At 41.0% G+C, this 24,523-nt stretch carries 23 protein-coding genes and 2 pseudogenes; 13 read left to right on the top strand and 12 right to left on the bottom strand.

Going from position 1 to position 24,523, the window contains the following annotated elements:
- The 8 genes from AC2VE5_RS12425 to pstS form a co-directional block, all read right to left on the bottom strand.
- Positions 1 to 169, bottom strand: a 169-nt coding sequence (locus tag AC2VE5_RS12425) for a transposase (protein WP_486887409.1), incomplete at its 3' end; no start/stop codon positions are given.
- Between the two features lie 52 nt (positions 170 to 221).
- Entirely contained in the window at positions 222 to 1,265 is a 1,044-nt protein-coding gene (locus AC2VE5_RS12420; protein WP_486888055.1) for a Vgb family protein, read from the bottom strand.
- A 266-nt stretch (positions 1,266 to 1,531) separates the two neighbouring features.
- Positions 1,532 to 1,762, bottom strand: coding sequence for a hypothetical protein (locus AC2VE5_RS12415; protein WP_486888054.1), 231 nt, complete (start codon positions 1,760 to 1,762; stop codon positions 1,532 to 1,534).
- A gap of 6 nt (positions 1,763 to 1,768) precedes the next feature.
- On the bottom strand, positions 1,769 to 2,242 hold the full coding sequence (locus tag AC2VE5_RS12410; RefSeq protein WP_486888053.1) for a DUF411 domain-containing protein: 474 nt from the start codon (positions 2,240 to 2,242) through the stop codon (positions 1,769 to 1,771).
- Between the two features lie 3 nt (positions 2,243 to 2,245).
- Complete coding sequence (pstB, locus tag AC2VE5_RS12405; RefSeq protein WP_486888052.1) at positions 2,246 to 3,046, bottom strand: phosphate ABC transporter ATP-binding protein PstB; 801 nt, start codon at positions 3,044 to 3,046, stop codon at positions 2,246 to 2,248.
- 26 nt (positions 3,047 to 3,072) lie between these two features.
- The gene (gene pstA, locus AC2VE5_RS12400) at positions 3,073 to 3,978 is read right to left on the bottom strand and encodes a phosphate ABC transporter permease PstA (RefSeq protein ID WP_486888051.1); all 906 of its coding nucleotides are present in this window, start codon (positions 3,976 to 3,978) and stop codon (positions 3,073 to 3,075) included.
- An 18-nt stretch (positions 3,979 to 3,996) separates the two neighbouring features.
- Positions 3,997 to 4,956, bottom strand: a complete 960-nt coding sequence (gene pstC, locus AC2VE5_RS12395) for a phosphate ABC transporter permease subunit PstC (RefSeq protein ID WP_486888050.1) — start codon at positions 4,954 to 4,956, stop codon at positions 3,997 to 3,999.
- A 129-nt stretch (positions 4,957 to 5,085) separates the two neighbouring features.
- Complete coding sequence (pstS, locus tag AC2VE5_RS12390) at positions 5,086 to 6,141, bottom strand: phosphate ABC transporter substrate-binding protein PstS (protein ID WP_486888048.1); 1,056 nt, start codon at positions 6,139 to 6,141, stop codon at positions 5,086 to 5,088.
- A gap of 308 nt (positions 6,142 to 6,449) precedes the next feature.
- On the opposite strand from pstS, the gene AC2VE5_RS12385 reads away from it, so the two are divergent.
- Complete coding sequence (locus AC2VE5_RS12385; protein WP_486888047.1) at positions 6,450 to 7,541, top strand: TroA family protein; 1,092 nt, start codon at positions 6,450 to 6,452, stop codon at positions 7,539 to 7,541.
- Here AC2VE5_RS12385 and AC2VE5_RS12380 read toward each other — a convergent pair.
- On the bottom strand, positions 7,538 to 7,960 hold the full coding sequence (locus AC2VE5_RS12380) for an ExbD/TolR family protein (protein WP_486888046.1): 423 nt from the start codon (positions 7,958 to 7,960) through the stop codon (positions 7,538 to 7,540). The genes AC2VE5_RS12385 and AC2VE5_RS12380 overlap by 4 nt on opposite strands.
- A 6-nt stretch (positions 7,961 to 7,966) precedes the next feature.
- On the bottom strand, positions 7,967 to 8,647 hold the full coding sequence (locus AC2VE5_RS12375) for a MotA/TolQ/ExbB proton channel family protein (RefSeq protein WP_486888045.1): 681 nt from the start codon (positions 8,645 to 8,647) through the stop codon (positions 7,967 to 7,969).
- Between the two features lie 154 nt (positions 8,648 to 8,801).
- On the opposite strand from AC2VE5_RS12375, the gene AC2VE5_RS12370 reads away from it, so the two are divergent.
- Positions 8,802 to 10,310 (top strand): UbiD family decarboxylase, encoded by a 1,509-nt coding sequence (locus AC2VE5_RS12370; RefSeq protein ID WP_486888044.1) that lies wholly within the window; start codon positions 8,802 to 8,804, stop codon positions 10,308 to 10,310.
- Positions 10,311 to 10,577: 267 nt separating this feature from the next.
- Here AC2VE5_RS12370 and AC2VE5_RS12365 read toward each other — a convergent pair whose 3' ends face one another.
- Positions 10,578 to 10,757, bottom strand: coding sequence for a hypothetical protein (locus AC2VE5_RS12365; protein WP_486888043.1), 180 nt, complete (start codon positions 10,755 to 10,757; stop codon positions 10,578 to 10,580).
- Between the two features lie 933 nt (positions 10,758 to 11,690).
- Here AC2VE5_RS12365 and AC2VE5_RS12360 point away from each other — a divergent pair.
- The 7 genes from AC2VE5_RS12360 to AC2VE5_RS12330 all read left to right on the top strand — a co-directional run bounded on the left by AC2VE5_RS12360 (position 11,691) and on the right by AC2VE5_RS12330 (position 20,985).
- Positions 11,691 to 12,677, top strand: coding sequence for an NAD-dependent epimerase (locus AC2VE5_RS12360; RefSeq protein ID WP_486888042.1), 987 nt, complete (start codon positions 11,691 to 11,693; stop codon positions 12,675 to 12,677).
- Between the two features lie 248 nt (positions 12,678 to 12,925).
- Complete coding sequence (locus tag AC2VE5_RS12355) at positions 12,926 to 14,188, top strand: glycosyltransferase (protein WP_486888041.1); 1,263 nt, start codon at positions 12,926 to 12,928, stop codon at positions 14,186 to 14,188.
- A 51-nt stretch (positions 14,189 to 14,239) separates the two neighbouring features.
- The gene (locus tag AC2VE5_RS12350; protein ID WP_486888040.1) at positions 14,240 to 15,397 is read left to right on the top strand and encodes a glycosyltransferase family 4 protein; all 1,158 of its coding nucleotides are present in this window, start codon (positions 14,240 to 14,242) and stop codon (positions 15,395 to 15,397) included.
- 200 nt (positions 15,398 to 15,597) lie between these two features.
- On the top strand, positions 15,598 to 16,569 hold the full coding sequence (locus AC2VE5_RS12345; RefSeq protein WP_486888039.1) for a glycosyltransferase family 2 protein: 972 nt from the start codon (positions 15,598 to 15,600) through the stop codon (positions 16,567 to 16,569).
- A 72-nt stretch (positions 16,570 to 16,641) separates the two neighbouring features.
- Positions 16,642 to 18,234, top strand: a complete 1,593-nt coding sequence (locus AC2VE5_RS12340; RefSeq protein WP_486888038.1) for a hypothetical protein — start codon at positions 16,642 to 16,644, stop codon at positions 18,232 to 18,234.
- Position 18,235: 1 nt separating this feature from the next.
- Complete coding sequence (locus AC2VE5_RS12335) at positions 18,236 to 19,204, top strand: lysylphosphatidylglycerol synthase transmembrane domain-containing protein (protein ID WP_486888037.1); 969 nt, start codon at positions 18,236 to 18,238, stop codon at positions 19,202 to 19,204.
- Positions 19,204 to 20,985, top strand: coding sequence for a hypothetical protein (locus tag AC2VE5_RS12330; protein ID WP_486888036.1), 1,782 nt, complete (start codon positions 19,204 to 19,206; stop codon positions 20,983 to 20,985). The genes AC2VE5_RS12335 and AC2VE5_RS12330 overlap by 1 nt, the downstream gene beginning before the upstream one ends.
- A gap of 72 nt (positions 20,986 to 21,057) precedes the next feature.
- On the opposite strand, the pseudogene AC2VE5_RS12325 reads toward AC2VE5_RS12330, so the two are convergent.
- Positions 21,058 to 21,582, bottom strand: a pseudogene (locus AC2VE5_RS12325) (M20/M25/M40 family metallo-hydrolase); the annotation flags it as partial.
- Positions 21,583 to 21,586: 4 nt separating this feature from the next.
- Between AC2VE5_RS12325 and AC2VE5_RS12320 the strand changes: the two are divergent.
- The 4 genes and pseudogenes from AC2VE5_RS12320 to AC2VE5_RS12305 form a co-directional block, all read left to right on the top strand.
- Positions 21,587 to 21,871, top strand: a pseudogene (locus AC2VE5_RS12320) (allantoinase); the annotation flags it as partial.
- A 65-nt stretch (positions 21,872 to 21,936) separates the two neighbouring features.
- A complete protein-coding gene (locus AC2VE5_RS12315) occupies positions 21,937 to 22,131 on the top strand; it encodes a hypothetical protein (RefSeq protein WP_486888035.1) in 195 nt (64 codons plus the stop codon).
- 92 nt (positions 22,132 to 22,223) lie between these two features.
- Positions 22,224 to 23,384 (top strand): AI-2E family transporter, encoded by a 1,161-nt coding sequence (locus tag AC2VE5_RS12310; protein WP_486888034.1) that lies wholly within the window; start codon positions 22,224 to 22,226, stop codon positions 23,382 to 23,384.
- Positions 23,350 to 24,519, top strand: coding sequence for a homocysteine biosynthesis protein (locus tag AC2VE5_RS12305; RefSeq protein WP_486888056.1), 1,170 nt, complete (start codon positions 23,350 to 23,352; stop codon positions 24,517 to 24,519). The genes AC2VE5_RS12310 and AC2VE5_RS12305 overlap by 35 nt, the downstream gene beginning before the upstream one ends.
- Positions 24,520 to 24,523: the final 4 nt, after the last annotated feature.

The following is a 24,523-nucleotide window of genomic DNA, read 5'->3' as shown; positions in this document are numbered from 1 at the left end:
GCAAGTCTTGCCAGTTACAACCATTTTTCAGTTGATAAAAGATGCCATCCAAGATTTCGCGCTTGCTCCAGTTAGAAGGTCTTGTTTGCTTCTTCGGCGGTAGGATCTTAGGTAGTAAAGGTTCTATTATTTTCCACTCTTCGTCGGTGAGGCTGCTCTGGTACGGCATGGCATCTGCATTATGTTTTTGCCTTAACGTTACTTCCTTCCAGGGAAAGATGTCAAATGGGTTCTATAGATAGTTTCTTGCGGCTGTTTGCTCTACGCTGCAAAGCACCACCTACAAATAGACTGCCAAGTGCGACTACACCTAATACAGAAGAAGGTTCGGGGACAGGAACATTAGCAGTAGTTAGATAACTAGGGCTAGATAAACCGCCACTACCAGGGGCAATAAAATTACCCAAAAAGTCTCCTGTTTCACCGTCAAACTCTTTAACACTATTGGTAGAAGAATCGACTACCAAGAGATTACCATCAGCACCAAAAGTTAAGTCTCTCGTACCAAAATTAAGCTCGCTGCTATAGGGAACGAATTCTTGCACAAGTCCAGTTGTTGTTTGCCTGAACACAGCGCCACTTAACTCGCTGGCATAAACGTCACCGTTTGAGCTAATTGCTAAACCAAAAGGTCTAGGACTTGCTGAAAAACCACCTATAGGTTCTCCTGTAGTTGGATTGTACTTGTTTACGCCACCCAAACCTTGACGGAAACCAAAAAAAGTAGCGTACAGGTCGCCGTTTGAGTCAAAGGCTACATCTTCGTAGGGAGACGGAGAACCAAAAGGGTCTTGGATTCCCTCTGCGACTTCACTAATGAAGTTGCCTGTTGTTCCTTCATACTTGATTACAGCACTACTTGCAGAACCATTAATGTTACTTTGAATCGTATTAGCAACGTAGAGGTTATTGTCTGGACCAAAGGTTAAGCCATTTGGGTGGTACAGCGTACCGCTACCAGGAACAACAAAGTCACTAATATAACTCCCCGTAGTGCCATCATATTTTTTGACACTGTTTGTACCTGCACTGCTAACGTACAGATTGCCATCAGGTCCCAAGGTTAAGCCTTGAGGACTCAATAGCCCGCCGCTACTAGAAGTAATAAAATCCCGGATATATGTGCCGCTCGTTTCGTCATACTGTTTGATGGAGTTGTCGTCACTACTACTGACAAGTAAAGCAGCTTCGACAGGTAAAATAGTTGAGCCAATTGCAGCAGAAATAGTCAACGCAATGGAAAATTTACCAAGGTTCCTGAGCATCTAGGGATTCCTAAAATTTGTGGTTAAGGTCTGTATGAACCAAACTAATTTCTGGACTGATGACGATGTACCCCTAGTAGCGACAGTATCACTTGTTGAATAATTTTGTCAATAATCTTGGAGGCAGATACACTTTACTAATTTCAATGGTGTAGCGCTTTGTAAATCATCAATTGTTATCAGCTTTACACCATAGAGATTCTGGCGATCGCAAGTTAAGTTGTAGCGATCGCAAAATTCAAACAATACCTAAAAAAAGCTAATCATCACTCACTGCTTTCTTGTTTCAACTTTGTTAGTCGGGTTTGATGGTTGTGGCTATCAAACATTAAACACAAACCAAAGTTGAATATTACTAAACTTGCTGTACCAATCCAAAACCAGCCGTCACCGCTAATTTTTCGGCTCAAAGCTTCGCCAAACAAGCTCAAACCCAAGCCAACGCAGAGCAAGCCGCCAACACCTTTAACTAACCACAAAAGTTTTTCTTGCTGCATATCCGATTAAAAAGAATACTGTTTAAAAACTTTAGTTTGTCCTTGTTTATCAAAAGATACTATTGCATAAGAGTCTTTTTTATTGCCCATTTCCATCCCTGGGGTACCTACAGGCATACCAGGGACGGCAATCCCTTTAATATCGGGCTTTTGTGCCAATAGCTGCTTAATATCGTCACTGGGAACGTGACCTTCTACAACGTATCCATCAATTATTGCCGTGTGACAAGAGGCTAAGTCATCGGTTACGCCATGTTCGTGCTTAAAAGCTATCATGTCAGCAGTGGGAACATTTTTCACTGAAAAGCCTTGAGCTTGCAAGTGCTTCATCCAACCACCGCAGCAAGTACACGCTGGATCTCGATATACTGTGGCTTCGGACAAGTTGGCAGCTTGCACAGTTGTGGTAGTTGCTAGTAAAGCTATAAAAGTAATCGCTACCCAAGCAACTAGCCGCCGAAAAATCAAATTAATACTCATAAATTAGCCAAAACGTCCTTGTACATAATCGCGAGTGCGGGATTCAGTAGCTTCAGAAAAGATTTGCGTTGTCGAACCAAATTCAACCATCTGTCCAACTCGGCTTTCGTCAGTGCTGAAAAATGCCGTGTAATCGGAGACACGAGTCGCTTGTTGCATATTGTGAGTGACAATGGCGATCGTTACTTCCTTGCGCAAATTCTTAATTAGTTCCTCAATTTTCATTGTAGCGATTGGATCGAGGGCAGAAGCAGGTTCGTCCATTAATAAAATTTTGGGTTTGACAGCCAAAGCACGAGCAATACAAAGGCGCTGTTGTTGTCCACCGGATAGCCCCAATGCTGACTTATTCAATTTATCTTTTACTTCATGCCACAAAGCCGCACTGGCGATCGCAGATTCGACAATTTCATCTAACTTGCTTTTGGTACAACGTCCAGCAATTCGCACTCCATAAGCAACATTGTCATAAATGCTCATCGGAAATGGATTGGGCTTTTGAAATACCATCCCGATTTGCTGCCGCAGACGATTCAAATTAACGCGACTTTCGTAAATATTCTGCCCAAAAAATTCTACTTGACCCTCAACTTTGATGGTACTACTCTCTAATTCGCTAATTCGATTGAGAGACTTGATAAATGTTGATTTGCCACAACCAGAAGGACCAATAATTGCGGTTATATGTCCTTGGTAGATATCCATTGACACAGATTCAAGCGCTTTAAGGTTGCCGTAATAAAAGTCTAAATTTTTGACGCGCAGAGCCGCAATTGTCGGAACGGAAGCGAGATGATTATTCATAAAAGCAAATATTATTAAGGGATACTTTAGCGCTCTCTAAAACGTTGGCGCGTAGACAGCCGAGACAGAATACTAATACACAAAACAAGCCCAACTAAAACGAGCGAAGCTGTCCAAGCAATTTGATTTTGAGTTACATCCGGCGATTGGGCATATTTATAAATTAGAGTTGATAAAGCTGGACTCGGTTCAAACAATCCCTGTGGCCAAATATCGCTAAATAAAGCCGTAAAAATTAAAGGTGCAGTTTCCCCCGCCGCCCGCGCTACTGCAAGCAAAATTCCTGTAGTTATGGCGGGAATTGCCGCCGCTACTGCAATTTTAAATGTAGTTTGCAAGCGGCTACCACCCAAAGCCGCCGAAGCAAGTCGTTGAGAATGCGGCACTAATTTGAGGGCTTGTTCGGTAGTCAAAGCAACAATTGGCAGCATAATTACCGATAGCGCAAAACCTCCAGCTACCGCCGAAAATTGGGTAACATGGTTGAGAATGAGTACGCCATAGGCAAACACCCCCGCAATAATTGAAGGCACGCCAGTTAAAATAGTAGTAACAAACCGGACAAAATTGGCGATCGCCGAAGTTTGACCAAATTCAGCCAAAAATATCCCGGTCATTATCCCCACAGGAATGCTAATTAGCGAAGCAATGCCGACCATTATTAGCGTGCCGACAATCGCATTACCAAAGCCGTTAGGATCTCCAGGTAATATTGGCGGTGGTGCGGGTAAAGCTGTAAATACTTCAGGCTTTAGATTTGGTAATCCTTGACGGAGAATTTCTAATAATATGGCAATTAGTGGGATTAGAGCTATACCAGTGAGGATAAATGCGATCGCGCTCATCCCATAGTTAAACATTGTCCGATAAGCAGACAAAGGTTTTTGTAGTTCTATAGATATATCTAATTTTTCGGGATAACTTGCAGACATATGTATTTTATTAATTACTTATTGTTGCTTGCTACCAATCAAGCGCACCATCAAAACCGCCGCCATATTGACAAGTAAAGTCACCACAAACAAAATTAACGCAAGGTACATGAGTGCGCCGACGTGTAAATCGTCTTGAGCTTCACCAAATTCATTTGCCATTACCGCCGGAATTGTATAACCCAAGTCGAGGATAGAGGCACTAATAACTGGCGAGTTGCCAATCACAAGAGTTACAGCCATTGTTTCCCCTAAAGCCCGTCCAAGGGCCAAAATTGCCGCTCCCACAATTCCCGAAGCCGCCGCCGGAATAATTACGCCAAAAATAGTTTCCCAACGTGTAGCGCCCAAAGACATTGAGCCACTCCGCAACTCTTTAGGAATTGCGAGTAAAACTTCGCGAGAAATTGCCGCCATTGTAGGCAAAATCATAATTGCCAAAATTAAACCCGCAACAAGCATTCCATAGCCCGCAGGTTGAGTGCTAAATAAAGGAAACCACCCAAAGTTTTGGTATAGCCACTGTTGAAAAGGATCGAGAAACGGAATTAAGACAAATATGCCCCAAAGACCAATAATTACACTGGGAATTGCCGCAATTAACTCAATTACAAAAGCTAGGGGGCTTCGGACTACGGGCGGTAAAAAGTTTTCGCTGGTAACTATAGCTACCGCAAGTCCTACTGGAAAAGCTAATAGTAATGCGATCGCGCTGCTTACTACAGTTCCATAAATATAAGGCAACGCGCCAAAAATAAGACCGCCTACGTCCCATTCTTGGCTCCACAAAAACCCTAACCCAAACTTGCCAATAGCAGGCAATGCCTTGTCAAAAATTATCCAACTCATCCAAAACAACAACAAAACCGTACAGCAGGCAAAAATCCACACTAGCCAAGTAAATCCTTTATCTAACCAATGATTTTTGCTGTCTATTGTTGTCAGATTGACGGCTTCATATTCAGAGCTTTGTTGCATAGCTAGTTAAGTAACTTTTATTACTTTACTCTACTAAAATTTACTTAGTGTAAATAATTATTGGGGCATCTCCATTGGAAATACCCCAACAATTATTGTAATCAACCAATGTCCCAAAAACTTAGGAGATTAGGGACCTTTAACACCGCTATTTACGCTCTGAACAACTCGATTTGACACACTTTGAGGAATTCTTGTATAACCAAGATTGTCATTCAATTTTTGACCATCAGTCATGATCCACTGTACCATCCGCTTGACGGCAGCAGCATCACCGGGCTGGGTATAGTTTTTATACACCATCAGCCAAGTTAAACCAGTAATTGGGTATCCATCTCCAGGATTACCTAACTTGCTAAATGTAACTCGGTGGTCGGGATTAAACTGGACCGCATTAAGGGCTTTATTTGCTTCCGCTAGAGTTGGTGCAACATAAGATCCTTTGCTATTTTGGACTAGCGCCGATTGGAGTTGGTTGTTTGCGGCAAAAGAAGCTTCTACATAGCCAATGCTATTTGGAGTTCGTTTGACAATTTGGGCAACACCAGGATTTCCCTTACCACTTACAGGCTTTCCGGGCCATTTTGGTGATTTGTTCTGACCTATTCTACCTTTAAAGTAGCTGTCCATTGAACTGAGGGCGTTGGTAAAAATATAGCTTGTCCCACTGCTATCAGCGCGTACAGCTAATCTAATTTGGCTATTTGGTAATTTTGCTCCAGGGTTATCGGCGGCAATTTTGGGGTCATTCCATTTGGTGATTTGACCGGAAAAAATTGCTGGAAGTACCTTGCGCGATAACTTTAAATTCGATACACCAGGTAAATTGTAAACTACTGCAACGGGACCTCCGGCTGTCGGAACGTACAATACCCCGTTCTTGACTTTGGCGGCTTCCGCGTCAGTCATAGCTGTATCGCTACCTGCAAAGTCAACGCTTCCCGCCGTTAACTGTTTGATTCCACCACCGCTACCAATACCTTGATAGTTGACTTGTACAGGCTGACTGCCTTTACGCAGTTCGCTAAAATAGCGCTGATATAGAGGTTCGGGAAAAGTAGCTCCAGCACCATTTAAAGTTACTGCTTTTTGGGCGAAAGATTCAACTACAGATCCTAATACTACAGCCGCAGCGATCGCTGAAGCTGTAAAAGCAAGCCTAAAAGGGGCTCTAGACAAAACCATATAATACAACCTCTATCAAAAGAATTATTTTTGTCACCCTGAATAAAATTACTACTATATCGGTTAAGCAATGGGGAGAAATAAGTTAATTTATGGTTAATTTTGGCTAAATTTTTGTTTAAATAGCTGCATTTGTTCGCTAGAAAACTTTTCTTATTAAGTTTTATTGATATAGTGAGCAATGAAATAACCCAAGAATGACTATTGTCGAAAAATATTTTTTTGAAGTTTTATCAAACATATTAAAGCGACAAAACGTAGCAAGCTAGATCGACTTATCAACTCCTAACCTTTGATTAATTCAAATTATGAGAATGTCCTATTCTCTCAAAGACCATTCATGGCAGCAACTACTTCGACCGATGCTGTTGCTTTCTATAGGCGTACATGGTTTGCTATTGTTCGCTCCCATGCCGATGCAAAAAGCGGAACTTAGTAAAAAAGAAGTAACTCAAGACCGAGTCAAAATTACCCAACTACCAACGGATTCTACGCCACCGAGTGTTATTAAAAAATCTTCTCAATCAACAATTATTCGCCAATATACTAAACCGATTATTAGTCAAAAACTTGTTAGTAAGCCGATAATTAAACCATCTCCAGAAGTAGAAATAAGCTCCAAAACTGCAAAACCAACTCCTCAAGCTCTAGCTGCTGTTCCTTCTGAATCTAGTGCTTTGCCAAATCCTAGTAACCTTAACGATCCTTTTAGTGATTTTCCCAAATATATAAATTCTCAACCAGGCTCTTTAGGTTTATTTAAAGCACCTATAGATCGAAATAGCCAACAAACTCAAGATGAAATTACCGTAGTAGCTGAATATTTTGACCGAGAACTAAAGGCGCGAGAATACAAAGTTGCCTTTGCCAAAAATGAAGCTGATGCAAAAGCTTTTGAATTAACAAAAGGCAATACAACTAAATTTCTTAACTTAATCGCTCATAAGGGCGGGACAGTTATTGTTTTAGCTTCAGAAATACTTAACCGAGAAAACATCAACGATGTAGCAAAAGTTAGTCCGCAAGAAGAAGCTTTTATTAGTGTTCTTGACCAAATAAATTTTGAAAATATCGATCAACCCGATCTTTATTTATCAGATCCCAGCTTATTTTATTCTAAGTTTGGTGCAGATAAAGATGGGTTTTATGAAGTTGAGCAAAAATCAAATACTGTAGGTACTATTCGGTTAATTCCCGATCAATTACCAGAGCAAGTAGTTAATACAATATTTATTCCTGCATTAAAAAGCAGTGGTTTTGAAGTTAATTCTCAAGGGGAATATGGTGGAGGAGTTGTTTATGAAGTTAAGCAAGAAACTTTTGTTACTTATCTCAATTTAGTACCAACAAGCGATCGCCAAGGCACAGTAGTTGTATCTTGGAGTAGTATGCCCGACTAATTAGAGTCAATTGCAAGGGAAACGCGATCGCCTCCTAAATCCCGCATTTTACCTAATACTTGTACTACTTGCTCGTAAGGCAATTTTTTGTCAGCTTGCAAAACTACTGCACCCTTAGGATTTGTTTGCAAATAAGCTTGCATCTGTTGACTTAGTTGTGCTTCGGTAACGGGAATACTAGCGATCGCAATTTGTCCTTGTCGAGTTAATTCCACAATCAAAGGGTCGGGTGTCTTTAGATCATTTGCTCCCGCCTTTGTACTAGGTAAATCAATATTTACCGAGCGCTGTTGTACTGTCAACGTCATCGAAATAATGATGAAGAAAGTTAAAATTGTCATCAATACGTCCATCATAGGAACCAGATTTATCTCTGGCATTTGGGACTTAGAAGCTCGGAATCTAGAATTTAATGGCATAAAGTGTTAATTACTATCTTGTTCCAACAATCGCTGCGACCTATGGTTAGATTGAGTCGGTTCGTACCATACTTGACGGTAGATTAGTTCTAAATCGCTACCTACTCTAGAAAAATAGTCCATTTGCTGCGACTGCAAGCTAACAAAAATGCGGAAAAAACATAAAGCAATAATGGCTACAATCATTCCCGCCGCCGTAGTTGTTAGTGCTTCACCGATTCCTGCCGCCGCTTGAGTTACATCACTACTACTACCACCACCGCCGATTTGTAGACTGCCAAAAGTAATAATTAAACCCGTTACCGTGCCTAATAGTCCGAGTAGAGGCGCGATCGCAATTACAGTTTCTAGCAGCTTATCTCCTTTTCGCATCTGCACAAATTCCCGATCGGCGGCGGCTTCCATGGCAAGATGGAAAGTTTCTGGGCTAGGTTGATGGAGTTTGAGCGGTGCTAATAGAAACCTGCCAATTGCCAAATTTTGCGATTGTTTAGCAATTTGTGCTGCCGTACCTAAATCTTTGGGAGCAGCTTTTAGGACATCATGCACAACTCGATCTTCTTGGCTAGTTAGCTGAAACCAAAACAGACCCCGCTCGAAAGCACAAGCAAAAGTAGCGATCGATAAACCTAGCAGAGGGTACATCACCGGACCCCCGGCTACAAACAAGTCATATACTCTAGACATAATTTAAGTAAAAACTAGCGCAATGCCAATACCTAGTGCTGATAGCAGATACCAGTTATTTATTACGATAAATTAAAAAGGTAAATTTTTCGTTAAGTCTATTTAAGTTGTGACAATAGAAAAGAACGCTTAAAAGTTATTAATTATTTTAACTATGGCAAGAGATTTACGGGGATTTATCAAACAGCTAGAAGAAAGAGGACAGCTAAAGCGAATTAGTGCTTTGGTCGATCCAGAGCTAGAAGTTGCCGAAATTTCTAACCGGATGTTGCAAAAAGGCGGCCCAGGGCTGTTATTTGAGAACGTTAAAGGTGCAGATTTTCCCGTAGCCATCAACTTGATGGGGACTGTAGAGCGAATTTGCTGGGCGATGAATATGCAACAGCCAGAGGAACTAGAAGACTTAGGCAAAAAGCTAGGAATGCTCCAACAACCCAAACCACCGAAGAAAATCGGACAAGCGGTGGAATTTGGCAAACTATTATTTGATGTACTCAAAGCAAAGCCAGGGCGAGACTTTTTCCCCGCGTGTCAGCAAGTAGTAATTCAAGGCGATGATGTAGATCTAAACCGACTACCGCTAATTCGTCCTTATGTAGGAGATGCGGGCAAAATTATTACTTTAGGTTTGGTAATTACAAAAGATTGCGAAACCGGAACGCCCAATGTAGGAGTTTATCGCCTGCAACTACAATCGCGCAATACAATGACCGTCCACTGGTTATCAGTACGGGGTGGGGCGAGACATTTGCGTAAAGCCGCCGAAAGAGGGAAAAAATTGGAAATTGCGATCGCTCTTGGTGTCGATCCGATGATGATCATGGCAGCCGCTACACCTATACCTGTAGATCTCTCTGAGTGGCTGTTTGCAGGGCTTTACGGTGGTTCTGGCGTAAATTTGGCAAAATGTAAAACTGTAGACTTAGAAGTGCCAGCAGACTCAGAATTTGTCTTAGAAGGGACGATTACACCAGGGGAAGTAATGCCCGATGGGCCTTTTGGCGATCATATGGGTTATTACGGCGGCGTGGAAGATTCGCCCTTAGTACGCTTTCACTGCATGACTCATCGGCAAAACCCAGTTTATTTGACCACTTTTAGCGGTCGTCCGCCCAAAGAAGAAGCAATGATGGCGATCGCACTCAACCGCATATATACGCCTATATTGCGGCAGCAAGTATCAGAAATTGTAGACTTTTTCTTGCCGATGGAAGCTCTTAGCTACAAAGCGGCGATTATTTCTATTGATAAAGCGTATCCTGGTCAAGCACGTCGTGCGGCTTTGGCTTTTTGGAGTGCCTTACCGCAATTTACTTACACTAAGTTTGTGATTGTAGTAGATAAAGATATCAATATCCGCGATCCGCGTCAGGTAGTTTGGGCGATTAGTTCTAAAGTAGATCCTACGCGCGATGTATTTATTCTCCCAAATACTCCTTTTGACACCCTAGACTTTGCCAGCGAAAAAATTGGTTTAGGCGGACGCATGGGGATTGATGCCACAACTAAAATCCCACCAGAAACCGACCACGATTGGGGTGCAGCCTTAGAATCTGACCCTGAGGTAGCAGCGATGGTAGAAAGACGTTGGGCGGAGTACGGTTTAGCCGACTTACAGTTAGGAGAAGTTGACCCCAATTTGTTTGGCTACGATATGCGCTAACGGGTATTACGCCAAGTAAAGATTGTTTGACACAGTTTTTGCCCAATATAGTTTTGACCGGAAGCGTAAGTTTGAGCGCGATCGCTATCCTACACCTATAGTTTTTTAGATAGCGATCGCGCCCATGACATTTGCCAATTAACTGGAATAGCAACTGTCCATACCAGGCGATGCAACATCCAACTGCTACAAAAAATGCCGCGATCACAATTAACAGTCGCTTCTTGCGTGTAGCATCAACAATCAAACCCATAGGAGTTTGAGCGACTAATCTAGCAATACTTGAAGCGGACATTGCCACGCCAATACTAGCTGGATTCCAGTGATGAGTCGCCAATAAATTGCTAGATAAGAACCTACTCCATCACGAACATCAGCCAAAAATACATTCACATAGTCAAGCGCTTGTAAACTTTTTCGCGGCGATGCCGCTAAAGGCCTGGGCATAAATTTGCTCATAATTCTTACTGAATTTGTTGATTTAAGCAGAAGTAATAATTAACGCTCAATGACCTTACTTTTGCATTTATTTCTTTAGCTCCCTCAGCAGCTATATTCCTTCTTTTTCTAATCAATACCAATAAATAATAATTTGCAGCGACGGCGCTTTTTGGACTTTACTATATCATCGCTATCTCTCTTAATACTTAGGTTTGTCCTAAGAAATCACTTTAATTTCTACTAGATATATTCCGTAAATTTCAATAATATTTTGAGCAGCCCATTCGATGAAAGTAAAATTAATTTCAATATATCTAATGCCAGCTTTTCCCTTGCATATAACATGAAACAATAGGTTGTTTGCAGTTAGATTCAACATATTGTAAGGATGTATACTGCGACTCTAAGGATTTTGCTAAATAGTAGCCTACCCTGTTTAAACTTATCTTGTTCGCAATCCAATTTGCAGAATCTAAAATGTTGTAGCTAGTAATATTAAGATATACGCATAGTTATAAGCTTGCGGGGTCTTATAGGCAAGAGTTATTAATGCAGTGTATATTGTGGTGTTGATGTTGTAAGACGACCGATTTGGAGATACTCAACTTCCGTTTGTATTTATCTTTAGTGTCAGTATACCTAAAGTAATAAATAGTATAAGTATTTAATTATACTAAGTTGCGCTCCGACATAGCAGCAGGGTTCCTGGGGTATAGCCACTTTTCCTGAATTAAGGATGATTTTTTAGAACGCAACTTGGTATTAGTTTATTAAATAACTTGATGACTAAATATTAAAGAATCTAAATTAGAGCGAATTTATATGATCGGCAACAGAGATTTTTTATAGCTGTAGCGATATGATTTCAGTTTGATAAGTTAAGTACAAAAGACAGAACCCTGAACCCTAAACCAAAAATTTTAATAGAGGCAATCGTTAATGAAAGTACTGGTTACGGGAGTAGCTGGATTTATTGGCTATCACTTAGCAGAGCGTTTATTAGCAGAGGGGATAAGTGTCTGCGGCATCGACAATCTCAACAATTACTACGATGTTAATTTAAAAAAAAATAGACTAGCTCAACTCTATCCTCACACTGGCTTTAATTTTCAGCTACTCGACTTATTCGATCGCCAAAGTATGGATAGCTTGTTTCAAGAGCAAAAGTTTGATTGTGTTGTCAATTTAGCGGCGCAAGCAGGGGTGCGCTATTCCATTGAAAATCCCTTTGCTTATGTAGATAGCAACCTTGTGGGCTTTGTCAACTTACTAGAAGCTTGCCGTCAGCAACAAACAAAACATTTAGTGTTTGCTTCCTCAAGTTCAGTCTACGGTGCTAATAGCAAAGTCCCCTTTGCTACTAGCGATAACGTCGATCGTCCAGTGTCACTGTATGCTGCAACCAAAAAGGCGAACGAATTGATTGCTCACACCTACAGTCATTTGTATAGTTTGCCCATAACCGGACTGCGCTTTTTTACAGTTTACGGCCCTTGGGGTAGACCGGATATGGCTTACTTTAAATTTGTCAAAGCGATCGCCCAAGGTAAACCAATTGATGTTTACAATTTCGGCAAAATGAAGCGCGATTTTACTTATATTGATGATGTAGTTGAAGGCATAGTGCGAGTTATGTCCAAGCCTCCTCAAGCTAACCTAGAGGCAGCTACAAGCAGTGCTGCCTACAAAATTTACAATATTGGCAACAACAAGCCAGTTGAGTTAATGCACTTTATCGAAGTAATTGAAAAGGCTATTGGTAAAGCAGCGATTAAGAATTTACTACCAATGCAACCTGGTGATGTTCCTTGTACCTATGCCGATGTAGACGATTTAATTAAAGATGTTGGATTTAAGCCTACTACATCAATTGAAGAAGGTCTTGGACGCTTTGTTGAGTGGTATCAGACTTACTATATTTCGTGAACTAAACGACGTAGTAATTTAGACTAAATACTTGCCCTTGTTAGTGATATTGCAGACAAGATTTCAGGTTAAGAGTTGGTTATCATGGGTCTAATCTAATAAACTGTCTGCTAGTATAAACAGAACTCATCGCATTATCTGTATTTATCAAGCCAGCACAGATAGATTTTCAGTCGCTCGTCGCCTGCATATAGTTCCTAATTTAGGAGATCTAGCAAAACAGAATAAAAATTACAAGCTAATAATTTTTGAATTGCTTAATAACTTATATGCCAACATTGCGATCGCTAATTTATATATCTAACGGCAATCTACCATCTAAAATGGCTCACACTATTCAAGTAGCTAAGATGGGGCAAGCTTTGTCTCAAAAACTGAAGCATTTTGAATTAGTGACAGGTGGAGATATCAAGTCAGCTTTTCAGGGGATGAATGCAGAATTTCAAAGTTGGTATGGCTTACATAGTAAATATAAATTGGTACGCATACCACTGCATACCAAAGTAAATTATCCTTTTTCACTAGGTTATCAAAATCAAACTTTTTTTAAGTTAGCTTCTCTATATACCTGCCTAAAAGCTCCTTCCTTGGTGTACACGCGCGATGATAGAAGTGCGGAAATGTTGTTAGATATTGGTATACCTGTGCTTTGGGAACAGCATCACCCGATCAAAAAAGAGTCTCCCTATTGCAAGTTGCTACATGACAAAAACTTAGTTGGATTTGTTACTATATCGCCAAAAATAGCTGAAGCTTATCTCGGACTAGGTCTTAATCCCCAAAAATCTTTAATTGCTCACAGCGCTGTAGATTCTCAAAGTTTTCTTCCATACCAAGCAAAAGAATTTGCTCGCCAAAAACTTTCCCTGCATCAAGACAAAAAGATTATTCTCTATTCAGGACATTTATATGATTACAAAGGAGTGCCAACAATTCTAGAAACTGCTCTTTTGCTGCCAGAATACACATTTGTTTTGGTAGGAGGATGGGAAGATGATATTAAAAGAGTGAGAGAAACTTGTAAGAGTAAAAATATAAATAATGTAAAAATTATTGGTCATGTATCGCAGACCGCGTTAGCTTCATATCTATACGCCGCAGATATTTTACTTCTACCTACTAGCAAATCATGGGAACAAGCTGAAAGTACAAGCCCCCTAAAACTCTTTGAATATATGGTGGTGAAAAGACCAATTGTTGCTTCAGCGTTGTCAAACATAATGACAGTCTTGCGCGATGGGGAAAATGCGCTTTTGGCAGAACCTGACGAACCTCTTGCTTTTAAACAAGCTATAGAGAAGTTACTTGTAAATCCAGCCTTAGTAGATTCTCTTACTGAGCAAGCTTTTCAAGAAGTGCAGCATTTTACTTGGAATAATCGAGCCGAAAAAGTTTTGCAGTTTGCAGCAGAAAGATTACAACAAATGGATAAAGGTACAAATAACCCTGGGGCAAACTTGATTAAATATATTCAAGAAAGCTCCAAAAGATTGACTAAGAAAATATTGTGATAGCGAAGATACATTTGGAAAATTACATACCCTACTAGGTGTTGTACGCAGATGAAAATTGCTTTTGTAACTCATTACGATTTGCTAAAAAAGGGGACTTGGTCTACTAACTTGGTAGGACACTATGGGACAAGTTATTATATGGCTCAAGCTCTAAAAGAGCGATGCGAATCGCTTGATTACGTCGGCCCTCTAGAAGATAAGTATTCATTTATATCTAAACTAGAATTTCATATACATAGAATCTTAAATATAAAAACATATCATGATTGGGCATCTCCATCCATAAACAAAAACTACGCCCAACAAATTGCTAATAAAGTCTCAAAAACCAATCCCGACCTTGTTATCTGTCCGCACATGAATGCGATCGCATATCTAAAATGCAAGCAGCCTGTTGTCCTGTGGACAGACTCTCTTTATGAAGGAACTATGAGTACGTTTCCTGATGGTAAGCCTAGTCAAACCTCTGTTAGACATTTAAAGACGTTAGATAGGCTAGCAATGGAAAATTGCCGCTTAGTCATATTTTCGTCTGAGTGGGCTGCTCAACTAGCAATGAAAACTTATGATGTTGACCCTGCTAAAATCAAAGTCGTCCCCACAGGAGCTAATTTAGAATGTCGTAGAACAAAAAATGATATCGATGACATTATTCGTTCTAAATCATCAAAAGTATGCAAATTGCTGTTCTGCGGTGTTAATTGGGTACGAAAAGGTGGAGATATTGCTCTTGAAGTAGCCAAACAATTAAATGATTCTGGCATAACTGAACTTACAATAGTTGGTTGCCAGCCTGAGACAAGCGAGTCTTTGCCTCATTTTGTTAAAGTGCTTGGGTTTATCAATCGTTCAACTCAGGAGGGAGAAAAGTTGATAGAAAAATTGTTTCAAGAATCGCATTTTCTAATTCTACCTTCGCGGACAGATTTTACGCCAGCAGTTATTAGAGAAGCAAGTTCGTTTGGCTTACCGTGTATCTCAACAAACGTTGGCGGTATTCCTACTCTAATTGAAGATGGTTGCAACGGTAAGGTTTTTGATGTTGATGCTAGTCCTAATGAATATTGCGCTTATATTTCTGAGTTGATTGCTGATTATTCTAAATATGTAGCTTTATCTTTTTCTTCGTTCCAAGAGTATGAATCGCGCTTAAATTGGGCTGCTGCTGGAGAAGCTGCTATGAAGCACTTATCTAAGCTACTCTAGCTGATTTGAATTCAGTTTGGGTTACTGAAAAATTGTCTATTCTCAGGTTAAGCCACTCTAGACATAGGCTCTCCTAAAAAGTGGTTGATACCTATCGCATTAACTTATTAAGACAATACTTGATGTATTTTGACAGTAGGTCTTTACGCAAATTGTTAAACAAAAATGCAACATTAATCAAAATATAATAACTTTTAGCCATGACTAAGCTAATTATTCAAATTCCTTGCTACAACGAGGAAGCAACTCTAGGCATTACACTTACTGCGCTTCCACGTAACCTCCCTGGAATAAGTGATATAGAATGGCTAATTATTAATGATGGTAGTTCTGATAAAACGGTAGAAGTCGCCCTGTCTTTTGGGGTAGACCATATAGTTACTCTCAACTACAATCAAGGTCTAGCCAAAGCTTTTATGGCAGGGTTAGAAGCTAGTTTATTGGCTGGGGCAGATATTATTGTTAATACAGATGCAGATAATCAATATTGTGCTGATGATATTCCGAAACTAATTGAACCAATCTTAGCAGGTAGGGCAGAAATTGTTATTGGTACACGCCCTATTAGTAAAATTAAACATTTTTCACCAATAAAAAAGTTTTTGCAAAAACTAGGAAGTTGGGCGGTGCGCGTTGCTAGTAATACAGATATTCCCGATGCTCCTAGTGGGTTTCGGGCAATTAGCCGAGAAGCTGCAATTCAACTTAATGTATTTAATGAATACACCTATACTTTAGAAACAATTATTCAAGCAGGTCAAAGAGGAATAAAAATTACATCAGTACCAATTAGGACTAATAAATACTTAAGACCTTCACGATTAGTTAAAAGTATTCCTACTTACGTTCAGCGATCGCTATTTACTATTCTACGAATTTTCATGACTTATAAACCTCTCCGGTTTTTTACGATTCTGGGGAGCATACCTTTTACTCTTGGTTTATTCTTGGGAGTCCGTTGGCTGTTAATATTTTTAAGCGGGACTGAACGCACCCATATACCTAGTTTAATTTTGACGGCAATCCTAATTCTGATTGGCGTGCAATTATGGATATTTGGCTTAATTGCCGATTTAATGGCAGTTAACCGCAAAATGTTAGAAGAAATTCAATTAAGAGTGCGGCGACAAGAAATAGAAGCTCAAAGCCAGAAAGAAAAAATACTACTATAATTTGCCATAAAAATAAGCATTGTATTTAGCTAAAACTTCTGAGTAATTTAAATTATCTGAGCTTATCCATGCATGAATAAAGACCTATTTGCTCGCGGGGCGATTTCCCAAATTCCCAAAATTTTAACGTTACTAGATCGAAACGTCCACAGCCCTACTTATGGCTGCTTTGACCGCAATTTTTGGCACTACAAAATCATTGATTTTCCTAGCGGAATGGCGCAAGAGTTTGTCTTGCCCCTGGCATTGGCATACGATACTAATTTGTCAGACAACCCCTTTTATCGCCAACCTGTAATTCCCCAATGGGTAGAAGCTGGTATTTTGTACGCTGCTAGTAGCGCTCACAAAGATGGCTCTTGCGACGATTATTTTCCTTACGAACGTGCTGGGGGAGCGGCAGCTTTTTCTTTACTTGCTTGTATTGATAGCTACAACTTATTAGGATTCAATAGCAAAATTGCTCTACGTTTTTTTGACAAACGAGCAGATTGGTTAGCACATCACAATGAAAGCGGTAGACTTACCAACCACCAAGCTTTAATTGTCCTCTGCTTAGAACTTTTGTCCAACCTCTTGCAGACATCGAAGTGGGATCGAGCCAAAGTGCAGCGCTTAGAACAGGTATTGTCTTGGCAAAATCCTGAAGGTTGGTTTCAAGAGTACGAAGGCTGCGATCCTGGCTATCATACGCTGACTGTTTCTTGTTTAGCGCGAATTTATCAGTTAAAACCGGATATCAGAATTAAAGAAGCACTAATTAAAGCCGTTGACTTGGCTGCTCACTTCGTACATCCTGATGGTTCCTACGGAGGAGAATATACTAGCCGCAATACTTATAACTTTTTTCCTCACGGATTTGAATTAGTTGGGCAGTGGATGCCAAAAGCCCTAGAAATTAACGATCGCTTTTTAGCTGGACTTGCCAAGGGTTTAGCACCATGCTACAGCGACGACCATATTATCGGACATCATACTTGGAATTATCTTTTAGCATGGAGAGACTTTGTTTGCGATCGCCCTTTACCTTTAGCCCGTCCTACTGGTCGAATTTGGCTGAAGGAAGCAAAAATTCTCATCGACCGCCGCGACGATACTGAACTTTATATAGCTTTAAATAAAGGTGGAGTATTTAAACTATTTCGCCACAATCAATTAATAGCTGCTGATACGCAATTTTCCCTAGAAGTGCTTGCTGGGAAGAAACGAAAAAATGCAGTAGGTCACTTGGTTAGCGACTATCAAATCCGCTTAGATAAAGATGAAATTTCGATAGGCGGTCAACTTGGTTGGGCAAAACAAAAGCAAATGACCCCGCTTAACTTGCTAATATTGCGAGTTGTTATGCTAACTGTGGGGCGTTTCTTTCCTAACTTAATTCGCAAGCTATTGCAAAAAGTCTTGATTGTCGGCAAAAGTAGCGCTCCTTACCACTTTCACCGTCAACTGCGCTTTTTAAACGGACAGTGGCAGATTAGCGATCAATTGCAAGCAAGGGATTGGCAAAATATTACTGCGGCTGGAATTGGCTGCGACCAAACTTCTATCTATGTTGTCATGAGTCGGACTTTCCAGCAGGGTCAGTTGCAATCTTGGCTAGATCTTACGCCGGAAATCCGCAAACTCTCGTCGGGTGAATCACTCAAATTGGAGCGCTACTACTAACATGAAGCGACTAATTTCCATCGCTGTTAGCACGATGATTTTGGTAATCATTTATGCAAAAATTGATTTTCCGGGGCTAATAGCAGTCTTTCAAAATAGCGACTTCTGGTGGATGGCGATTAGTTTGGGTATGGTAGTACCCCTAACTTTGCTTACCTCGTGGCGGCTGCAACACCTAATGCCAGCCAAATCGACTTTAGGCTTTGGTGAAGCTAATCGGCTAATCTTGGCTGCTAGTACCCTCAATATGGTGCTGCCCTCGAAGATGGGCGACATTGCTAAAGCTTATTTCATGAAGCAGCGAGGACACTTAGACGGCTCATTATCGCTGTCTTTAGTAGTATTTGAGAAGGCTTGCGATATGCTTTCTCTGCTGTTGTGGTGTGTGTTTGGGTTGATATTTTATCCTGACAAAAACTGGTTGTTTTGGATAATGACAGGCGGTGTAGCTTTTGGGCTGGTTACTGGATTGCTGCTGTTAGGTTCTCGCCAATTTGCTCAAGTATTTTTTGTTATTGGTAATAAGATTGCACAAAAAAAACTTAAACCCAAGGTCAGGAAACTGAGTTCTGCTTGGGAGGAGATGCATAACTATTTCTGGCAAGACAAAGTTCAACTACTAAAAATTACAATTACTTCAATTTTTATTTGGTTCTTGCACTTATTGCAAATTTGGTTTTTTATCCTTGCTCTCAAAGCGTGGACTCCTTTGCTGGCAAATTTGGCATTGTCTCCCCTGGCAATTTTGGCTGGTTTGTTACCATTAACCTTTGCTGGGGTTGGGACTAGGGATGCAGCCTTAATTTTCTTTTATCAACCATACTTTGATACAACTACTGCGGCTGCTTTAGGACTATTGTGTACTTCTCGGTACTTGTTACCAGCCGTGGGAGGTTTGCCTTTTCTAGGCAAGTTTTTAGCAGTTACACGCAAAAGTGAAAACCTAACTCATAGCGCAAGTAAAGAGTAATGAACCTGACTCGCAGTTTACACCAAGTTTTAACTAAGGAAATTCGCCACACATCTAGCGCTCAGGTGCGTTTGTGGTTTAGTCTAAGTTTGCTTGTGACAGTAGGTTACGGTTTACTTACACTTAGGCAAGTCTTTAGCAGTCAGTATATTATTCACGATGACGTGCGATCGCACGTATTTTGGATGCGACGGTTTTTAGACTCAAGCTTATTCCCACAAGACCTAATTTCTGATTATTTTCAATCTGTTGCCCCTGCTGGTTATTTCCACCTTTATCGCTTGGTAGCAGGTTGGGGGATTGACCCACTGTTATTTAACAAAGTTTTACCTTTATTTTTGGCACTCGTTACCAGTGCATACTGTTTTGGCGTTTGTATGGAAATATTTTCAGTACCAGCAGCAGGTTTTATCGCTACAGTATTTCTCAATCAAACAATGTGGCTTACCCCTGAAGTAACTTCAGGTACGCCTAGAGCTTTTTTCTATCCACTATTACTTGCTTTTTTATATTACTTGTTGCGGCGCTCTCTGTTTCCTTGTTTGGTTTCTCTAGTTTTACAAGGTCTTTTTTATCCACACTGTCTGTTAATTTCGGCGGGTGTTTTGATTCTGCAACTATTTCGCCTAGAAAACTGGCGACCTCGCTTTGCTTTGGAAAGGAGCAATCTTTTGTTTTGTACGGCTGGATTAGGAACCATTGTAATTATGCTGCTGCCTTATGCTTTGCAGGTTTCGAAGTATGGCCCAGTAGTCACCGCCGCCCAAGCTAGAGAGATACCAATTTTTCAAAGCACTGGTCGCAAACCATTTTTTTATGCAAACCCGATAAAGTTTTGGTTCTGTGCCGAACGTAGCAGCATCATACCCTACGAATGGTGTACGCATTTTCCACCGTTGCAGGTTTGGATAGCGTTGTTGCTACCAATATTACTAAAATTTGGCGGAGTCTTTCCCTTAACTAAACAAGTCTCCGATAAAATTGCGCTGCTACCGCAAGTTTTATTATCTTCTTTAAGTGTATTTTTTGCTGCCCACATTTTACTATTTAAGCTGCATCTCCCTAGCCGCTATAGCAAGCACAGCATCCGGATTTTGGCAGCCATAGCAGCCGGAATTGCTCTAATAATTATCTTAGATGCGGTATTTGTTTGGGCAAGACAACCATCTAAAATTCCTAGCAAAGTGCGGCAACTGTTGACTCTAGGGTTTGTATCTCTATTAACTGTCTTAGTCTTTTCATTTCCCTCTTTGGTCAAGTTCTCGGACACTGGCTATAAAACAGCTAATGCTCCTGAATTGTACGATTTCTTCGCTCAGCAACCAAAAGATGCTCTAATTGCTTCTTTTTCAGAAGAAGCTAATAACATACCCACATTTTCGCGGCGTTCTGTACTATTTAGTAGTGAAACTGCCGTTCCTTACCACTTAGGTTTTTACCGCCAAATTGAGCAACGTGCAGTTGACTTAATGCAAGCACAGTACAGTCAAGATTTGGCAGTTATGCAAGATTTGATCCAAAAATATGGCGTAGATTTTGTATTATTAGATCGCAGAGCCTTTACTCCTGAATACATTGAACAAGATAGCTGGATGAGAGGCATTGAACCTGCGGCAACAGCAGCAATAACCAAGTTAAAGCAAGGAACTGTACCAGCGCTATCAAAGGTAATAGATAGCTGTTCTGTGTTGCAGACTAAAGGTAGAAATAATAACGATCTGATTGTGTTGTCAGCAGATTGTCTCTTAAGTACAAAGCAAGTTAAAGATGTTCTCAACTAACTCAAGGTGACAGCGCGATTGGTGGTGAGTTAGTTCAATGCACAGGTTTCTAAAAAGTTAAACGCTATAGAATCAATCCAATTGCAGAAACGTTTGCAGCAGTACATTAGCTCCCTCAGTACACTGTTCTGGAGACGTGTATTCGTCTTCAGAATGGCTAAGTCCAGCAAAACTAGGCACAAAAATCATGCCCATATCAGTAAAGCGTCCAATTTCTTGAGCATCGTGTCCGGCGCGGCTGGGCAAGTAGCTGTAGCTTAATCCCAGTTGCTGACAAACTTGGGCGATCGCATCTTGAATTTTGGCGGCTGCTAAAGTAGGCATGACGTGCAAAGCTTGAGTCATGACAATTTCTGTTTGAGTTGCTGTAGCAATTTCGGCAAACTGCTGTCGCATCTGGGCAACTAGATTGTCTAAATGAGTTTGAGATAGATCCCGTAAGTCAATTTTTAGCTCAACTTTGCCAGGGACAACATTTACAGCATTCGGTGAAACGGAGAAATATCCGACTGTTGCTACTTGCTCCCCTGGGGTATTTCCTAGCTGATTTACAGCCAAGACTATTTGAGATGCTGCAACTAGCGCATCTTTATTTAGTCATCCCTACACGCTAGATAACAACGATATGCACTTTGCTACTACTCAAGGGTTCAACTGCGGCGATCAGTTTTTTACATATCTGCGCGATGCTTTTGATGTCTTGTACGCCGAGGGTGAAACTGCGCCTAAGATGATGAGTGTAGGGCTACACTGCCGCCTGACAGGTAGACCAGGACGAATAGCTGCTTTAGCTCGTTTTCTCGATTACGTACAGCAACGCGCTCGCGTTTGGCTTTGTCGCCGAATTGACATTGCCCACCACTGGCACGAACATCATATGCTATGAAAAAGGGAAAAGGTTAAAGGATTGAAAATTTTCTTTAACCTTGCAATTTATCGATAAAAATTTTTATGGCAAGTCAAATTTTGTTTATTGTTAAATTGTTTGTTGTCTCTACAATATTATCTGTTGCAATTAAATTTGCTCCCATAGCTATTCCTCTAACAACAACCAATGTCCTGATTGGAGTTCTATCACCTACTGTAGTGATGGCGATTGCATTTTTGTGGCGTTACGCAACTACTAATCAGCAAAAAATCAGCTAACCTCTTTTCAGATATAGGAGAAATCACCATAATCCGCTAATCTAGCTGCATTAAGATATCAAACCCAACTTATTGATAGGAGTTACAGCAGAGTGAATATCGGTCAATGGATCGGTTTAATCGCCTTAGTTATCTCTCTGTATATACTGTGGCAGATTCGTCAACTGCTTTTATTAGTATTTACTGCGATCGTGATTGCTACGGCTTTAAATAGATTAGCTCGACGCTTGCAAAAATCCGGTGTATCGCGGGGCTTTGCCATCCTACTATCTGTAGGAATTTTGCTCACTGTACTAACTGGCTTTTTTTGGTTGATCGTGCCAGCTTTTACAGGTCAGTTTCAACAATTAGCAGAGTTGTTTCCCAAAGGACTTGCTAGATCGGAATTTTGGGTTGCTCAACTTGAAAGGTTCGTACCGCCGCAATTTACTCCTTATTTGCCGGATGTTGATGGATTAATTAGACAAGTTCAGCCCTTAGCAAACCAGCTTTTCCAAAGATTTTTTACTTTCTTTTCTAGCTCCTTTGGCTTTGTCATTGACTTTTTGCTAGTCCTAATTTTGACTTTAATGTTCCTTAGCGATCCGCAACCTTATCGCCAAGCCTTTATTTGTTTGTTTCCTTCTTTCTATCGGCGACGAGTAAATACAATTTTAGACCGTTGTGAAGTAGCTTTGCGCGGCTGGCTAATCGGTATTTTGTTTAATATGTTTGTCATCGCTTCCTTAAGTGGGATTGGTTTGGTAATTTTGGGCATCCCCTTACCACTGGCTCAAGCCGCGTTAGCAGGAATTTTGACGTTCATACCCAATGTGGGACCAGCTTTGAGTGTAATTCCCCCCATGGCGATCGCCTTATTAGACGCACCTTGGAAATCTTTAGCAGTCTTAGGGTTGTATATTGGCATCCAGCAGCTAGAAACCAACTTTTTGCCTCCCTACGTGATGCCACAAAAATTTTCGTTGCTCCCCGCCGTTACGTTGCTCTCTCAAGTCTTTTTTGCAACTTTCTTCGGGTTTTTGGGTTTATTGTTAGCTTTGCCTTTAACGGTAGTTGCTCAAGTATGGATTCAGGAAGTATTGATTACCGATGTACTAGATAAATGGGGTAAGGATGCCAAGGACGACGTTGGACCTCAACCAAGCCCTGAAACTTTAGAAAATCCCGCAAACCCCCAACCAACCCAGGTACAAACAACGATTATTGTCCAGAAACCAGATGAAGACGATCGCCGAAATCAACGACAAAATTAGCCGCAAATGTGCAGTGGTATGGACGGTAGAGGAATTAAAAGCACAAGTTGCCAATTCTAGTGTTGCTCAAGTGGCTAAAGAGGTAGATGTAATTACTACCGGAACTTTTGAGCCAATGGAGTCTTCCGGCGCAATTATTAATTTGGGACATACCGATCCGCCCATCAAAATTCGTCGTTGCTGGATAGATAACGTCCCTGTCTACTCAGGTTTTGGAGCCGTAGACTTGTATTTGGGGGCTACTCAAGCAATGGAATCTCAAGATGGAGAAGAATTGCGCGATCGCGGCGGCGGTCATGTCATCTCTGACTTGATTGCTGGCTTACCCGTACAAGTAAAAGCTTTGGGACAGGTGACAGATTGCTATCCTCGCGCCTCTTTTGAAACCACGATCACTCGCGAAACTATTAACCAATTTTACTTATTCAATCCGCGCAATCTATACCAAAACTTTATCGTCGGAGTTAATGGCGGCGATCGCCCGTTATTCACTTATTTAGGACCTCTGCAACCACGTTTGAGTAATGCCGTCTACTCTAACCCCGGCGCAATTTCCCCTTTGCTTAACGATCCAGACTTGCAATTAATTGGGATTGGCACAAAAATCTTTTTAGGCGGCGGCGTTGGTTACGTGGCTTGGGAAGGTACGCAGCATTTCCCTTTACAAAAACGCTTGCCCAATCGCACGCCCGTAGGACCTGCGGCTACTTTAGCCTTGATTGGCGATGCCAAACAAATGAACAGTCGTTGGGTACGCGGTTGTTATTTCAAAAGTTACGGACCTTCCTTAATGTTAGGCGTAGGCATACCTTTACCTGCATTGAATGAGGAAGTAGTCGCTCGTTGTGCCGTCCAGGACAAAGATTTGGTAGCGCCAATTGTAGACTTTTCTATTCCCCGGCGCGTCCGTCCTACTTTTGGGCTGGTGAGTTATGCTCAACTAAAATCTGGGCGCATCGTGATTGAGGGTAAGGCAGTGCGTACCGCCCCTCTTGCCAGTATGTTTTTGTCCAGACAAGTCGCCTTAGAGTTGAAACAATGGATTGAAGCAGGACAGTTTACCCTCACTGAACCTGTAGCACCCATTCCTAGCGATCGCGCTTTTTTGCCTCAAGATCGCTGGACAGAGTTTTAGTTAG

The sequence above is a fragment of the Aliterella sp. E5.1 genome, assembly GCF_057473825.1.
Note: the sequence above shows the minus strand (reverse complement) of the source record. Positions and strands in the feature narration are given on the sequence as shown.

Bases quoted from the DNA above. Each gene is read 5' to 3' on its own strand.
- AC2VE5_RS12420 (WP_486888055.1), bottom strand. From the start codon at position 1,265: ATGCTCAGGAACCTTGGTAAATTTTCCATTGCGTTGACTATTTCTGCT.
- AC2VE5_RS12415 (WP_486888054.1), bottom strand. From the start codon at position 1,762: ATGCAGCAAGAAAAACTTTTGTGGTTAGTTAAAGGTGTTGGCGGCTTG.
- AC2VE5_RS12410 (WP_486888053.1), bottom strand. From the start codon at position 2,242: ATGAGTATTAATTTGATTTTTCGGCGGCTAGTTGCTTGGGTAGCGATT.
- pstB (WP_486888052.1), bottom strand. From the start codon at position 3,046: ATGAATAATCATCTCGCTTCCGTTCCGACAATTGCGGCTCTGCGCGTC.
- pstA (WP_486888051.1), bottom strand. From the start codon at position 3,978: ATGTCTGCAAGTTATCCCGAAAAATTAGATATATCTATAGAACTACAA.
- pstC (WP_486888050.1), bottom strand. From the start codon at position 4,956: ATGCAACAAAGCTCTGAATATGAAGCCGTCAATCTGACAACAATAGAC.
- pstS (WP_486888048.1), bottom strand. From the start codon at position 6,141: ATGGTTTTGTCTAGAGCCCCTTTTAGGCTTGCTTTTACAGCTTCAGCG.
- AC2VE5_RS12385 (WP_486888047.1), top strand. From the start codon at position 6,450: ATGAGAATGTCCTATTCTCTCAAAGACCATTCATGGCAGCAACTACTT.
- AC2VE5_RS12380 (WP_486888046.1), bottom strand. From the start codon at position 7,960: ATGCCATTAAATTCTAGATTCCGAGCTTCTAAGTCCCAAATGCCAGAG.
- AC2VE5_RS12375 (WP_486888045.1), bottom strand. From the start codon at position 8,647: ATGTCTAGAGTATATGACTTGTTTGTAGCCGGGGGTCCGGTGATGTAC.
- AC2VE5_RS12370 (WP_486888044.1), top strand. From the start codon at position 8,802: ATGGCAAGAGATTTACGGGGATTTATCAAACAGCTAGAAGAAAGAGGA.
- AC2VE5_RS12365 (WP_486888043.1), bottom strand. From the start codon at position 10,757: ATGCCCAGGCCTTTAGCGGCATCGCCGCGAAAAAGTTTACAAGCGCTT.
- AC2VE5_RS12360 (WP_486888042.1), top strand. From the start codon at position 11,691: ATGAAAGTACTGGTTACGGGAGTAGCTGGATTTATTGGCTATCACTTA.
- AC2VE5_RS12350 (WP_486888040.1), top strand. From the start codon at position 14,240: ATGAAAATTGCTTTTGTAACTCATTACGATTTGCTAAAAAAGGGGACT.
- AC2VE5_RS12345 (WP_486888039.1), top strand. From the start codon at position 15,598: ATGACTAAGCTAATTATTCAAATTCCTTGCTACAACGAGGAAGCAACT.
- AC2VE5_RS12340 (WP_486888038.1), top strand. From the start codon at position 16,642: ATGAATAAAGACCTATTTGCTCGCGGGGCGATTTCCCAAATTCCCAAA.
- AC2VE5_RS12335 (WP_486888037.1), top strand. From the start codon at position 18,236: ATGAAGCGACTAATTTCCATCGCTGTTAGCACGATGATTTTGGTAATC.
- AC2VE5_RS12330 (WP_486888036.1), top strand. From the start codon at position 19,204: ATGAACCTGACTCGCAGTTTACACCAAGTTTTAACTAAGGAAATTCGC.
- AC2VE5_RS12315 (WP_486888035.1), top strand. From the start codon at position 21,937: ATGGCAAGTCAAATTTTGTTTATTGTTAAATTGTTTGTTGTCTCTACA.
- AC2VE5_RS12305 (WP_486888056.1), top strand. From the start codon at position 23,350: ATGAAGACGATCGCCGAAATCAACGACAAAATTAGCCGCAAATGTGCA.